Origin of the sequence: Pseudomonas sp. PSB11, assembly GCF_014596605.1 — a bacterium.
In the GTDB taxonomy this organism is placed as follows: domain Bacteria; phylum Pseudomonadota; class Gammaproteobacteria; order Pseudomonadales; family Pseudomonadaceae; genus Aquipseudomonas; species Aquipseudomonas umsongensis.
This window is the reverse complement of the sequence record NZ_NOIO01000027.1, coordinates 1-13,253: the sequence shown is the minus strand read 5'-3', so window position 1 is coordinate 13,253 and position 13,253 is coordinate 1. Positions and strand designations below refer to the sequence as shown.

The window sequence follows — 13,253 nt, the reverse complement described above, 5'->3', positions numbered from 1 at the left end:
AAAAAGTGTCTGGCCGTTAAATCCAGGAATGCCGAGCCGGCAACGTGCCGTTCAGGTGATAGGCGCCAACCGCGTAGTATTTCCAGCGCACCGGGTCGTGCAGGGTGTGCACCCGGGCGTTGCGCCAATGGCGGTCGAGGTTGAACTCGGCAAGGGTGGCGCGGCTGCCGGCCAGCTCGAATAGCTTTTCACTGGCCAGCAACGAGATTTCGGTGGTCAACACTTTGGCTTCGGCGACGGCAATCGAAGCGCGGGCAGCGGACTCGGCGGTGAGCGGTGCGGCGTTCACCTGGTCGAGCACCTGCCCGGCCTTGCGCAGCAGCGCTTCGGCGGCGTGCAATTCGATTTTCAGCTTGCCGATATCGGCGATGACGTACAGGTCATCGCTGGCCCGTTCAACGTTGGCGTCAACCCATGGCCTGGCGCGGGTTTTCACGAACTCGATGGCGTCATCAATCGCGCCCCGGGCGATGCCGGCATCGATGGCCGCCTGGATCAGTTGCGAAACCGCGCCCTGAGTATTGGGCTTTTCATTGATCTTCCAGTTATCCACCACCAGCTCGGCGTCGACCCGCACGTTGTTGAGCAAAATGGTGCCGCTGGCGGTGGTGCGCTGGCCGAAACCGGACCAGTCATCGACGATGCGCAACCCCGGCGTACCGCGACGAACGAAGGCCAGCACTTGCTTGCCGTCGTCATTGAGCGCCTTGACCGCGACCCAGTGCGCGAACAGCGCGCCGGTGGAATAAAACTTCTGGCCGTTGAGGACAAAACCGTCGCCATCGGCAGTGATGCGCGCCTTGAGTTCAAGGGTGTTTTTAGCGCCACGTTCCGGCCCGGCATTACCAATGCGCCAGCCTTCGAGCACGCTTTTGAACAGCTGTTTTTTCTGCGCTTCGGTAGCGCTGCCGAGTATCAGGTTCAGGATGCCGAACTGGTTCTGCGGAATCTGCCCCAAGGCCGGGTCTGCCGCGGAAATGATCGCGAACACTTCGGCCAGGGTGACGAATGAAACCTGTGGGCCACCGTACTCGTGGGGGATGGCAATGCTGCCCAGGCCGCTTCGGGTGAACTGTTCGACTTCCGACCACGGCAGCTTGCGCTGCTGGTCGCGCCTGGCCGCTTGCAGGCGAGCGACTTGCGCCAGCTCAAGGGCGGCCTTGATGGCTTGAGCGTCGTTGCGCAGCACCTGTGCGGGCAACAACAATGGGGCGACGTCCAGGTCACTCTGGACGATTGCGTCAGCCAGACTGGACATCAGCGCCACTCCCTGGCTACACGCAATGCCCTGGCGATCTGCACTGGGGTGATTGTGTTCCGGACCATACCTACCTCACATCTCATGAAAACGCCGCGGGGTGCGGCGAACGAAAACAAGAATGTCCGGTGGTCCGGTGCATATACCCTAATCTTGTATAAATATTTTTAAAACTAACTTTTAGTAATATGCATAGAAGGTCATAGGATCGCTGCCATCGCTAACGATGTTCTGCGGCCTGGAGGTGTTCCTTCTTCGGCTCCTTGGGGTAGGGATTGGCACAACCAATCTTCAATGTCCGTGCGGGTGCCCAGCGAGAATTGTTGCCTACGCGATCGAGGATGCAGTAAGTCACTTCCAGTCGCAGGTCTTCGCCGGCTTCCAGAATGATCGCCGCAGGCACCCAGACCTGAACCGGCTGGCCCACATCGCGTTCCTTGAGTGGGGGCAAATCCATGCGGACGTCGCCCCATCGCAAGGTGATTTCGTCATCGGCGGCCATGTTCACGTAAGGCTCGATGGTCACCGGCACGCCACGCTTGATCTGGTTGGGGTTCACTCCCTGGCGCCGAATCGTTTCAGGAATGGTCACCGGGGCCAGGCTCTGATTTTCGTCACCACTCAATGCAGATACCTGCCCACCCGGACACTCGAGTTTGGACTGCACACGCTGGGCGGGGGATACGATCGGTGCTTGTCCTATCTGCATGATTCGATAGTGGACGTATGAAGAGCCGCTAGCGATAAAACTCTCGGGTACCCGTAGCTGGACGGGTTGGCCAATCTCGTTGGCCGTCAGGACCCTGGAGGCGACGTAGCAGTTGTCCCAGAACAGTTCGATCAGGTCGCCTTCGTCCATCGCGGGGTAGGGCGGCACCTCGATCAGCAAGTGCGTCGCCGAGGCGAGGTTGATTCCTGCCTTGTGTGATTGCGCGAGAGTCGGGGCGGCAAGTCCGGTTTTAGTTGAGGTGCTTTTCATGGAAGTCTCCTTGATGTTTTGCAATGAAGTCCGTTTGGGGAAAACTGGAATTCGAACAGCAAAACTGTTCATTACTTTGAATTTAAATAATGACTGGGCGCGAGCGGTGCCGCTGGAAAGAGACTAGATAAAAGTTAGCTATAGTAAGTGTCAATAGAGTGGGTTGGTTAAAAGGAACGCCGGGCGTTATTCAGAATAATCCTACGCTTTGAAGTTAATAAACTGTCCAGATACGTCGAATATACCTGCCAAAGACACCATTTTTTGAGGGTTTGGTGGAGATTGGGCGGTGCTCGAGAATCAGTCATTAAACTGTTGCGTTATACATATATGTATCGAGCGCGCTGACAAAACATGCTTGTGGCGCACAGGTATATAAATATCTTAAGGGTTGGGTGTTGTGACAGGGAGGTGTCACTTCCATCCATGGAAGTTGACAGGTGTTGCGAGGGATTTAAAGGTGTGCGTTGTTCAGGAACTTGCTGAGAAACTGTTTCGTGCGCTCTTCCTTGGGGTTGGCAAACAATGCCTTGGCCTCGCCTTGTTCGACGATCACACCCTTGTCAAAAAACACCACGCGATTGGCCACGTCACGGGCGAAAGCCATTTCGTGGGTGACGATGACCATGGTGCGGTTCTCGTCGGCCAGGCCGCGGATGGTCGCCAGCACTTCACCCACAAGCTCCGGGTCGAGCGCCGAGGTCGGTTCGTCGAACAGAATCACTTCCGGTTCCATCGCCAGCGCGCGGGCAATCGCCACACGCTGTTGCTGACCGCCGGAAAGGCGGCGCGGGTAGGCGTCCTCCTTGCCTGCCAGGCCGACCTTGGCCAACAGCTTTTTACCCAGGGCAACGGCGTCGGCGTGCGGGATCTTCTTGACGATGATCGGGCCTTCGATAACGTTTTCCAGGGCTGTGCGGTGGGGGAACAGGTTGAAATTCTGAAACACGAAGCCCACGTGCTGGCGCAAACGGCGCACCAGGCTCTGTTGCTGGTTCAATGGGCGGCTGGTATCGACTTCGATGTCGCCGACCTTGATCCGGCCGCTGGTGGGTGCTTCGAGGAAGTTCAGGCAGCGCAGGAAGGTGGTCTTGCCCGAGCCGCTTGGCCCGATGATTGCCACCACCTCACCTTCCTTCACTTGCAGATCGATGCCGTTGAGCACGACTTGACCCTTGAACTGCTTTGTCAGTTTTTCCACGACAATCATGGGGTCAGGACTCCTGGTCGTGCCGATTGACCCGTGCTTCCAACTGGTTCTGCAGGTGCGATAGCACCGTGGCCAGGACCCAGTAGATCAGCGCGGCGGCAAGGTACATGGTGAACACTTCGAAGGTGCGTGCGGTAATCAGTTGCGCCTGACGGAACAGCTCCGGCACTTGGATGGTAGCGGCCAGCGCGGTGTCCTTGACCAGCGAGATAAAGCTGTTGCCCAGTGGCGGCAATGCGGTACGCATCGCTTGCGGCAGGATGGCCCGGCGCAATGTTTGCGCACGGGTCATGCCGATACTGGCAGCGGCTTCCCACTGCCCGCGTTCAATCGAACCGATCGCGGCGCGCAGGATTTCGCAGGCGTAGGCCGCCATGTTCAGCGAGAAGCCGATCAGGGCCGCGGGCAGTGGATCGAGCTCCATGCCCAATTGCGGCAAGCCGTAATAGATCACGAACAGTTGCACCAGCAACGGCGTGCCGCGAAAGAACGACACGTAGATGCGGGCCAGCCAGTTGACCGATTTGAAGCGCGACAGGCGCATCAACGCCAGACCGAACCCCATCACCAGGCCGAAGAACATTCCGCCCAGGCTGAGGATGACCGTGTAATACGCGCCCTTGAGCAGAAAGGGCGCGGAATCCAGTGCGAGTTGGAAAGCAGCTTCCATTATTTGGTGACGTCAGCTTGGAAGTACTTTTCCGAGATCTTGGCCAGGGTGCCGTCGGCACGCAGCTCGTCGAGGGCCTTGTTCACGGCAGCCAGCAGTTCCGGCTCGCCTTTGCGCAGGGCAATACCGGCTTCCTGGCGAGAGAACGCCTGGCCGGCAGCGACGGTTTTCGGTGCTTTCTTGGCGTATTCAAGCGCGGCGAGACGGTCGATCAGGATGGCGTCGGTACGGCCGTTGTTGAGGTCGGCGAACTTGGTCGGATCATCGTCGTAGGTACGCACGTCGGCGCCTGGTACGTTGGCTCTCACCCACTGTTCGTAGTTGGTGCCAAGGCCCACGCCGACTTTCTTGCCGGACAAGTCGGCGGCGCTCTTGATGTTCAACGCGGCTTCCTTGTCCTTCAGCACCAGCGCCTGGATACCGGAAACGGTGTATGGCTCGGAGAAGTCATACTTCTTCTTGCGCTCGTCGGAGATGGTTACCTGGTTGACCACTATGTCCAGGCGCTTGGATTCGAGAGCGGCGAGAATGCCGTCCCACTTGGTTGGCTGAATCTTGGCCTTGACGCCCAGCTTCTGGGCCAGGGCTTCGGAGAGCTCGACCTCGAAACCCGAAAGCTTGCCGTTTTCATCGACGAAGCTGAACGGAGGATAAGTACCTTCCAGGCCGACGTTGATCACGCCTTTATCCTTGATCTGTTTCAGTTGCTCACCGGCCCATGCCTGGCCGATCAGGCCGGCGCTCAGCGCCAGACCTAGCGAACCCACCAGCAGATTTCGACGTAGTGCGGAAAAATTCATGACAAGCCCCTGTGTTTTCTTATGGAAGACGCTTAAGGAAAGTTGGCAAAATCGGAATTTGGACGACTGCGATATCCTGCCCTAAAGCAGCCTATGCGTCTCGCTGCAAATTCGCCTGCGGCGAGACTATATGATGCCGCTTTTAGATTAGAAAATAATAAATTCTATTTTTGTTATTTCCTAAAAGAATATGTGCGACCCGGAAAGATCGCAGCCTTCGGTAGCTTCTGCAGAGGCGGCGATCTTTTGATCCTTGGTTCTTACAGAAAGCTTGTATAGGCGAACAACGCCGGCGCTCCACCGGTGTGCAGGAAGATGATCGGCCCCTCATTGAAACGCTGGCGCCCGATCCCGTCCAATAGCCCCGCCATGGCCTTGCCAGTGTAGACCGGGTCCAGCAGCAGGCCTTCCTGACCAGCCACCAGCTTCACCGCTGCCAACGTCCCGGCATTGGGCTCGCCATAGCGCGGTGCGAAATATTCATCCCACAACTCGACCTTGAAACTCGCCGGCAATGGCATCTCCAGCAACTCGGCGGTGCGCTCGGCCAGGCCCTGGACTTTTGGTCGCTGATCTTCATCGCTGCGCGAAACGGTGACGCCGATGACTGGCAAATCCGGCAATGCTTCACTCAACGCCAGTGCCAGGCCACTGTGTGTCCCGGCGCTGCCCGAGGCCAGGACGACCGCGGCGAAATTCAGCCCGGTGTCCTTGATCTGCTCGGCCAGTTCCAGCCCGGCTCGCACATAACCCAGGGCGCCCAGCGCATTCGAACCACCGATCGGCACCAGGTACGGCTTCTTGCCGTTGCTGCGCAGACGGTTGGCCAAGGCTTGCAGTTGCTCATCGGCGTTATCCAGGTTCTCTACCAACTCGACCTTGGCATCGAACAGGTCCAGCAACAGCCGATTGCCGTTGCCGACGTAATTGGCGTCGTCAGTGCCCAGCGGGTTTTCCAACAGGGCCACGCAACCAAGGCCCAGCTTGGCGGCAATGGCCGCGGTCTGGCGCACATGATTGGACTGCAGTGCCCCGGCCGTGATCAATGTATCGGCGCCCTGAGCCAGGGCGTCGGCGGCCAGGTATTCAAGTTTGCGCAACTTGTTGCCGCCCATCGCCAGTGGCGTCAGGTCATCGCGTTTGACGTAGATGTCGCGACCCAGCCAGGCCGACAGGCGTTCGAGTTTTTCCAGGGCGGTGGGCTGACCGAGCAGGTCGAGACGATTAAAGCGGGCAAGCTGTTGTTTGATCATGGTTCCGTACTGGCGGTGGAAGGTCACTGGACTATAGGCACGCCACTTTATCGGGGCAACCGCCAATCGCTTATAGCCGATTGTGCTTATCACAGCACAATTGGTTCTTAATTTGGCTTGCGGGCCTTGCCGTAAAGTATCGCCGTTAGTGCGGCCAGACAGTCCGGCCGCCCGTGAGGAGTTTTTACCGTGAGTGAACGTTCCAGCCATTGGCAATTGCAAACCATCGTCAGCCAACTGCGCACGGCACGTGAGCAGTGGCGTGCACAAAACGGCCGCGCCAGTGGTGAGCAGGGTGGTCGAGAGTTGCCGTCACGGGCGGCCATGGCGGATATTCTCGAAGCGCTCTGCGGTGCGCTGTTCCCGATGCGCCTGGGGCCGGTGGACTTGCGCGAAGAGAGTGAAGATTTCTACGTCGGCCACACCCTTGATGTGGCGTTAAACGCGTTACTGGCTCAGGCGCGGCTTGAATTGCGCTATGCCGCACGGCACAGCGCCCAGGTCGACACTGAGGTCGAGGCTAAAACCATCCAGATCATCCAGGACTTCGCCCTCGCGTTGCCGGGGCTGCGCAGCCTGTTGGACACCGACGTCCTGGCGGCCTATCACGGCGACCCGGCGGCGCGTAGCGTCGACGAGGTGTTGCTGTGCTATCCCGGTATTCTGGCGGTGATTCACCATCGCCTCGCGCACCATTTATATCGCGCCGGGCTGCCGTTGCTGGCACGGATCAGCGCGGAAATCGCCCACTCGGCCACCGGCATCGACATTCACCCGGGCGCGCAGATCGGCCGCAGTTTCTTCATCGACCACGGGACCGGTGTAGTGATCGGCGAGACCGCGATCATCGGCGAACGGGTGCGCATTTATCAGGCGGTGACCTTGGGTGCCAAGCGTTTTCCAGCGGACGAAGACGGCCAGTTGCAGAAGGGCCAGGCGCGGCATCCGATCGTGGAGGATGACGTGGTGATTTATGCCGGCGCGACGATTCTGGGGCGGATCACCATCGGCAAGGGCTCGACCATTGGCGGTAATGTCTGGCTGACCCGCAGCGTACCGGCAGGCAGTAACCTGACCCAGGCGAATTTGCAGCTTGATGACGGGGCGCAGAAGTAAGTCCTGAGACCTCCGCTGCTCGATATGCCGCCTTCGCGAGCAAGCCCGCTCCCACATTAGATGCGTACCTGCCTGGCAACTCGGTCTAATGTGGGAGCGGGCTTGCTCGCGAATGGTTTCAAGGCGAACCCTGGTAATGGCATCCAGCAGTTTTGCGGTGGGCCAATCCTCCAAAATCCGCGTAATACACCTCCTTGAGCTAGTGTTCAACCACGACCGCCGAGCCTTGCGATTAGTCCTTAGCACCCTATTCATGTTTAACTTGAACGTTCATTCAAGTTAAACCGGTGGTTCGCTGCCCGCTCACAACAGGAGGCTTGCCTTTGCTGAGTCCGATTTCTACAGCCACGTCCAACCCCTTCGAGGTGCACCTTCAATGAGTGCATCGTCCATTCCCCCAAGCGGCCTGGTCCGCATGAATCCCCCGGTGTTCTACTTCGCGGCGACCTTCATCCTGTTGTTCGGTGTCGTGGTCATGGCCATGCCGGAACAGGCCGGCGCCTGGTTACTGGCGGCGCAAAACTGGGCAGCCAACACGGTTGGCTGGTACTACATGCTGGCGATGACCCTGTATCTGGTCTTCGTGGTGGTCACCGCGTTATCGGGCTACGGCAAGATTAAACTCGGTGCCGACCACGACGAGCCCGAATTCAGTTATCTGTCCTGGGCCGGCATGCTGTTCGCTGCCGGAATCAGCATCACGCTGTTTTTCTTCTGCGTGTCCGAACCCTTGACCCATATGCTGCAACCGCCTCAGGGCGAGGCCGGCACGGCGGATGCGGCGCGGCAGGCGATGCAGATCCTGTTTCTGCATTGGGGCCTGCATGGCTGGGGCGTGTTTGCCTTTGTCGGCATGGCGCTGGCCTACTTCGCCTACCGGCATAACCTGCCGCTGGCCTTGCGCTCGGCGCTGTACCCGCTGATCGGCAAGCGCATCAATGGTCCCATCGGCTACGCGGTGGACGGCTTCGGCATCATCGCCACGGTCTTCGGTCTCGGCGCCGACATGGGCTTTGGTGTGTTGCACCTCAATTCGGGCCTGGACTACCTGTTCGGCATTGCCCACACCCAGTGGATTCAGGTCGGGCTGATCACCTTGATGATGGGCGCGGCGATCATCGTGGCGGTGTCCGGCGTCGACAAGGGCGTGCGGGTGATGTCCGATATCAACATGCTGCTGGCCTGTGCGTTGCTGCTGTTCGTGTTGTTCGCCGGGCCCACGCAGCACTTGCTCAATACCCTGATCCAGAACGTTGGCGACTACCTTGGCGCCTTGCCGATGAAGAGTTTCGACCTCTACGCCTACGACAAGCCCAGCGACTGGCTGGGCGGCTGGACGGTGTTCTACTGGGCCTGGTGGATCGCATGGTCGCCGTTCGTGGGGCTGTTCATTGCGCGGATTTCCCGTGGCCGGACCATCCGTGAGTTTGTCTTCGGTGTATTGCTGATTCCGCTGGGTTTCACCCTGGCGTGGATGTCGATCTTCGGCAACAGTGCCATCGACCAAGTGCTCAACCACGGCATGTCGGCGTTGGGCATGTCGGCCATCGACAACCCGTCGATGACTCTTTACCTGCTGCTGGAAACCTACCCGTGGAGCAAAACCGTGATCGCGGTCACGGTGTTCATCAGCTTCGTGTTCTTCGTCACTTCCGCCGACTCCGGCACCGTGGTGTTGTCGACGCTGTCCGCCAAGGGTGGCAACCCTGATGAGGACGGACCGAAATGGCTGCGGGTGTTCTGGGGGGCGATGACCGCACTGGTGACCAGCGCGTTGCTGTTCTCCGGCAGCATTGATGCATTGAAGTCAGCTGTGGTCCTGACTTCGCTGCCGTTCTCGCTGATTTTGCTGTTGATGATGTGGGGGCTGCACAAAGCGTTCTATCTGGAGTCGCAAAAGCAGATTGCGCAGATGCATTCCCTGGCGCCGGTGTCCGGCTCGCGGCGCGGTGGCTGGCGGCAGCGCTTGAGCCAGGCGGTGCATTTTCCATCGCGGGATGAGGTCTACCGCTTCCTCGATTCGACGGTGCGCCCCGCCATCGAAGAAGTGTCGGCAGTGTTTATCGAAAAGGGCCTGAGTGTCGTGACTCATCCGGAACCGGTCAACGACAGCGTCAGCCTGGAAATCGGTCACGGCGACGAACACCCGTTCATCTATCAGGTACAAATGCGCGGCTACTTCACGCCGTCGTTTGCCCGGGGTGGCATGGGTTCCAAGCAGCTCAATAATCGTCGCTATTACCGGGCCGAGGTGCATTTAAGCGAAGGCAGCCAGAACTACGATCTGGTGGGATACACCAAGGAGCAGATCATCAACGACATCCTCGATCAGTACGAGCGGCACATGCAGTTCTTGCACCTGGTGCGTTGAGCGGCTCCTCAGGCCTCGGTGGTCAACACCATGAACAACACCAGCGCCGCCACCGGGATACCGAACACGGCGCTGCCAACCATCACCTCCGTGCCCAATGGCTGGCGGGCATGCACGATGCCCACCGCGCCATTGATCAGCGTCAGGGCCAGCCACAGCACAATAAAGCTGTAGGCGAGGACCTGGCGGGGGAAGCCGATTTTTTCGCCGATGTACAGCATCAAGGCAAGCAGGATCAGCCCGAAGGTGATGATGATGGTGGTGTGCATGGTATGTGCCCCCCTTCAGGTGAGTGCTGCCACAAGATTCACCGCGATCCCTGTGGGAGCGAGCCTGCTCGCGAATGGTGTCGCTGCGGTTTTAGTGTGAGCATAGTTAAACCAGCCCGCCATTCACCCGCAGAACCTGCCCATTGACCCACGCCGCCTCCGGCCCGACCAGGAACGTCACGACACGGGCAATATCCTCTGGTTGCCCCAGGCGCTCCAGCGGCGCCATTTTGGCGAAACTCTGGATCTGCTCTTCGCTCTTTCCATGCAGGAACAAATCGGTCGCCACCGGCCCCGGTGCCACGGCATTGACCGTGATATTGCGCCCGCGCATCTCCTTGGCAAATACCTGGGTCAAAGATTCCACCGCGGCCTTGCTGGCGATGTACACGGCGTAGCCCGGCAGATTCAGGCCGACGGTACTGCTGGAAAAATTGATGATCTTCCCGCCGCTATTCAAGCGTGTGGCGGCTTCGCGCAGGGTGTTGAAGGTGCCGCGCGCATGGATGTTGAAGTTCTGTTCGAACAATTCGTCGCTGTGCTGCGCCAGGGGCATGACCTTTAGGATACCGGCGTTGTTTACCAGCACATCGACTTTGCCCAAGTGTGCTTCGGTCTCATCGAACATCCGGCGCACGTCATCGGCACTGGCCACGTCCGCCTTGATCGCTATGGCTCGATGACCCGCCTGGCGCAACTCTACAACCAGTCGTGAAGCGTCGCTGGCGCTGTGGGCGTAGTTGATGGCGACAGCAAAGCCTTCGCTGGCCAGTTGCCTGGCAATGACGGCACCGATGCCGCGCGAAGCGCCGGTCACGAGGGCAACCCTGGAAGTTTGAGTGGTCATGGCAATGTCCTGTTGATTGGGTGTGAGGGCCAATCTCACATGTTTACTCAGGCCGATAAATGCACGAGAGTTGCCTTGACTGTTCAAAAAACATCAACAATAGAGCGGGGGAGGCGAGCGTGGATCAAGTCAAAGCGATGAAAGTGTTCGTGCGCATCTACGAGCGCAGCAGCTTTACCCTGGCGGCGGCCGACCTGAACCTGCCGCGTGCAACGTTGACCCACACGCTGAATCAGTTCGAAGCCTGGCTCGGCACGCGTTTGCTGGAACGCAGCACACGCAGGGTGCGCCCTACGCTGGATGGCGAGGCGTACTACTCGCGATGTGTGCAATTGCTCGCGGAGCTGGAAGAAGCGGAGCTGGCGTTCCGTAGCGTGGCGCCCAAAGGCCGGCTGCGCGTCGACTTGCACGGCACCTTGGCCAAACACTTCGTAATCCCGGCCCTGCCGCAATTCATGGCCCGTTACCCGGACATCGAACTGTCCCTCAGCGAGGCCGATCGCCAGGTTGACCTCATCACCGAAGGCGTCGATTGCGTGCTGCGCGCCGGTTCCCTTGGCGATTCCACACTGATCGGCAAACGCGTCGCCAACCTGCGCCAGATCACCTGCGCCAGCCCCGGCTATCTGCGCCAATACGGCGAGCCCAAAAGCCTGGCTGATCTGCAAAACCATCGCGCGGTGAACTACGTCTCGCGCACGACGGCCAAATTGTTTCCGTTCGAATTCATGGTCGATGGCGAGCGCAAGGAAGTGTCCATCGCGGGGGCCGTTTCGGTATTTGGCGCTCAGATCTATGCCGCCTCGGCGATTGCCGGACTGGGCTTGATCCAGTGCCCGCACTACCGCATGGAAACGCAGATCGCGCAGGGGCTGATAAAGGAAGTCCTCATCGAAACACCGCCGCCACCGATGCCGGTGTCAGTGCTGTACCCGCACAACCGACACATGTCGCCACGGGTTCGGGTATTCGTGGATTGGTTGGGGGAGGTGTTTGCGGATGCAGGATGAAGAGCCGAACGCAGAGCGTCCGTTGAGGCATTCCCACGCAGAGCGAGGGAACGATCATCTGTGAAACGTTTCAGCAATTATTCGAATCCGGGGTTTTCTGGCGTTTATCTGGGCGTATGCTGGGCGACTGGCGAAGCAGACGTAACCAGATTCAAGACAGACAAGTGAGGATTCGATGACTTACACCGCTGCCGAAAACCGCTACGACTCCATCCCTTACCGCCGCGTGGGCCGCAGTGGGCTGGTACTGCCTGCGCTGTCCCTGGGCCTGTGGCACAATTTTGGCGACAGCACGCCGATCGACACCCAGCGTGCGTTGTTGCGCACGGCGTTCGACCTGGGCATCAACCATTTCGACCTGGCCAATAACTACGGTCCGCCGTACGGCAGTGCCGAGATCAACTTCGGGCGTTTGCTGCGTGAAGACTTCAAGCAGTACCGTGACGAGTTGATCATTTCGAGCAAGGCCGGTTGGGACATGTGGCCCGGTCCTTACGGTCAGGGCGGCGGTTCGCGCAAGTACGTGCTCGCCAGCCTTGACCAGAGCCTGCAGCGCCTGGGCCTGGACTACGTGGATATTTTCTATTCCCACCGTTTCGACCCGGACACCCCGCTGGAGGAAACCGCCAGCGCGCTGGCCACGGCGGTGCAGCAGGGCAAGGCGCTGTACATCGGCATCTCGTCTTATTCCGGGGTGAAAACCCGTGAAATGGCGGCGCTGCTCAAGGAGTGGAAAGTACCGCTGTTGATTCACCAACCGGCTTACAACCTGCTCAATCGCTGGGTGGAAAAAGACTTGCTGGACACCACCGACGAGCTCGGCACCGGTGTCATTGCGTTCACTCCATTGGCGCAGGGTCTGCTGACGGACAAATACCTCAACGGCGTGCCGGCGGATGCGCGAGTCAACCGTCCGGGCGGTGGTTCGTTGCAGGCTTCGCACTTGTCCGAGGCCAACATTGCCCATGTGCGTGCGCTCAATGAGATCGCCAAGCGTCGCGGTCAAAGCCTGGCGCAACTGGCGCTGGCCTGGACCCTGCGTGACCCGCGGGTGACCTCGGCGTTGATCGGCGCGAGCCGACCGGAGCAGATCATCGAGAACGTCGGGGCGTTGAAGAATTTGAGCTTCAGTGCTGAGGAATTGTCGGAGATTGACCGGTTTGCCCAAGAGGGTGGGATCAATCTTTGGGAGAAGCCGTCGACGGCTGAGTAAGTGATCGGCACTGGATTTCTGGTGCCTGTTCCGACCTCTTCGCGGGCAAGCCCGCTCCCACAGTGTCCGAGTCTTACACAAAGTGGACTGCACCCCAAAGGTTGGACACAACCGATGGGGTGTTTCATGGGGAAGTACACAGTTCAAGTGAAGCTGTTGGCGGTGCAGGATTACTGTTCCGGTAATGCGGGTCTTAGAGATGTTGCGGATCGGCACGATGTTGATTTTTCTTCGTTGCGCCAGTGGATCGCGGCCTA

13 protein-coding genes are annotated in these 13,253 nt (G+C 59.2%); 5 read left to right on the top strand and 8 right to left on the bottom strand.

Annotation, left to right across the window (positions count from 1 at the left end; translation table 11 throughout):
* Positions 1-16: 16 nt before the first annotated feature.
* From CGA21_RS24330 to CGA21_RS24305, 6 genes are all read right to left on the bottom strand, one after another.
* Entirely contained in the window at positions 17-1,258 is a 1,242-nt protein-coding gene (locus CGA21_RS24330) for an SfnB family sulfur acquisition oxidoreductase (RefSeq protein WP_110751847.1), read from the bottom strand.
* 220 nt (positions 1,259-1,478) lie between these two features.
* Positions 1,479-2,237, bottom strand: a complete 759-nt coding sequence (locus CGA21_RS24325; protein WP_188265198.1) for a hypothetical protein — start codon at positions 2,235-2,237, stop codon at positions 1,479-1,481.
* A 454-nt stretch (positions 2,238-2,691) separates the two neighbouring features.
* Positions 2,692-3,447 (bottom strand): L-cystine ABC transporter ATP-binding protein TcyN, encoded by a 756-nt coding sequence (gene tcyN / locus CGA21_RS24320; protein ID WP_188265197.1) that lies wholly within the window; start codon positions 3,445-3,447, stop codon positions 2,692-2,694.
* 4 nt (positions 3,448-3,451) lie between these two features.
* Positions 3,452-4,117 carry a cystine ABC transporter permease gene (gene tcyL, locus CGA21_RS24315; RefSeq protein ID WP_020795811.1) on the bottom strand — a complete coding sequence of 222 codons (666 nt, stop codon included), beginning with the start codon at positions 4,115-4,117 and terminating at the stop codon, positions 3,452-3,454.
* A complete protein-coding gene (gene tcyJ, locus CGA21_RS24310) occupies positions 4,117-4,917 on the bottom strand; it encodes a cystine ABC transporter substrate-binding protein (RefSeq protein WP_020795810.1) in 801 nt (266 codons plus the stop codon). Before tcyJ ends, tcyL begins: the two co-directional genes overlap by 1 nt.
* A 260-nt stretch (positions 4,918-5,177) precedes the next feature.
* Positions 5,178-6,170 (bottom strand): D-cysteine desulfhydrase, encoded by a 993-nt coding sequence (locus tag CGA21_RS24305; protein WP_110751851.1) that lies wholly within the window; start codon positions 6,168-6,170, stop codon positions 5,178-5,180.
* A 189-nt stretch (positions 6,171-6,359) separates the two neighbouring features.
* On the opposite strand from CGA21_RS24305, the gene epsC reads away from it, so the two are divergent.
* Together epsC and betT are read left to right on the top strand one after the other, a co-directional pair.
* A complete protein-coding gene (epsC, locus tag CGA21_RS24300) occupies positions 6,360-7,286 on the top strand; it encodes a serine O-acetyltransferase EpsC (protein ID WP_110751853.1) in 927 nt (308 codons plus the stop codon).
* Between the two features lie 415 nt (positions 7,287-7,701).
* Positions 7,702-9,657: a choline transporter BetT gene (gene betT, locus CGA21_RS24295; RefSeq protein ID WP_177411651.1), complete on the top strand. Its 1,956-nt coding sequence runs from the start codon at positions 7,702-7,704 to the stop codon at positions 9,655-9,657.
* Between the two features lie 8 nt (positions 9,658-9,665).
* Here the strand turns inward: betT and CGA21_RS24290 are convergent, their stop codons facing one another.
* Entirely contained in the window at positions 9,666-9,926 is a 261-nt protein-coding gene (locus tag CGA21_RS24290) for a hypothetical protein (RefSeq protein WP_110751857.1), read from the bottom strand.
* 106 nt (positions 9,927-10,032) lie between these two features.
* A complete protein-coding gene (locus tag CGA21_RS24285) occupies positions 10,033-10,773 on the bottom strand; it encodes an SDR family oxidoreductase (protein ID WP_188265196.1) in 741 nt (246 codons plus the stop codon).
* A gap of 119 nt (positions 10,774-10,892) precedes the next feature.
* On the opposite strand from CGA21_RS24285, the gene CGA21_RS24280 reads away from it, so the two are divergent.
* The 3 genes from CGA21_RS24280 to CGA21_RS24270 form a co-directional block, all read left to right on the top strand.
* The gene (locus CGA21_RS24280; RefSeq protein ID WP_188265195.1) at positions 10,893-11,783 is read left to right on the top strand and encodes a LysR family transcriptional regulator; all 891 of its coding nucleotides are present in this window, start codon (positions 10,893-10,895) and stop codon (positions 11,781-11,783) included.
* A 175-nt stretch (positions 11,784-11,958) separates the two neighbouring features.
* Positions 11,959-12,996, top strand: a complete 1,038-nt coding sequence (gene mgrA / locus CGA21_RS24275; RefSeq protein ID WP_110751863.1) for an L-glyceraldehyde 3-phosphate reductase — start codon at positions 11,959-11,961, stop codon at positions 12,994-12,996.
* 126 nt (positions 12,997-13,122) lie between these two features.
* The coding region (locus CGA21_RS24270; protein WP_188264089.1) for a transposase at positions 13,123-13,253 on the top strand (131 nt) is incomplete at its 3' end.

What these genes read in the sequence shown, in the direction of transcription:
- mgrA (WP_110751863.1), top strand. Translation starts at nt 11,959, where the DNA reads ATGACTTACACCGCTGCCGAAAACCGCTACGACTCCATCCCTTACCGC.
- CGA21_RS24285 (WP_188265196.1), bottom strand. Translation starts at nt 10,773, where the DNA reads ATGACCACTCAAACTTCCAGGGTTGCCCTCGTGACCGGCGCTTCGCGC.
- CGA21_RS24325 (WP_188265198.1), bottom strand. Translation starts at nt 2,237, where the DNA reads ATGAAAAGCACCTCAACTAAAACCGGACTTGCCGCCCCGACTCTCGCG.
- betT (WP_177411651.1), top strand. Translation starts at nt 7,702, where the DNA reads ATGAATCCCCCGGTGTTCTACTTCGCGGCGACCTTCATCCTGTTGTTC.
- tcyL (WP_020795811.1), bottom strand. Translation starts at nt 4,117, where the DNA reads ATGGAAGCTGCTTTCCAACTCGCACTGGATTCCGCGCCCTTTCTGCTC.
- tcyN (WP_188265197.1), bottom strand. Translation starts at nt 3,447, where the DNA reads ATGATTGTCGTGGAAAAACTGACAAAGCAGTTCAAGGGTCAAGTCGTG.
- CGA21_RS24290 (WP_110751857.1), bottom strand. Translation starts at nt 9,926, where the DNA reads ATGCACACCACCATCATCATCACCTTCGGGCTGATCCTGCTTGCCTTG.
- CGA21_RS24330 (WP_110751847.1), bottom strand. Translation starts at nt 1,258, where the DNA reads ATGTCCAGTCTGGCTGACGCAATCGTCCAGAGTGACCTGGACGTCGCC.
- tcyJ (WP_020795810.1), bottom strand. Translation starts at nt 4,917, where the DNA reads ATGAATTTTTCCGCACTACGTCGAAATCTGCTGGTGGGTTCGCTAGGT.
- CGA21_RS24305 (WP_110751851.1), bottom strand. Translation starts at nt 6,170, where the DNA reads ATGATCAAACAACAGCTTGCCCGCTTTAATCGTCTCGACCTGCTCGGT.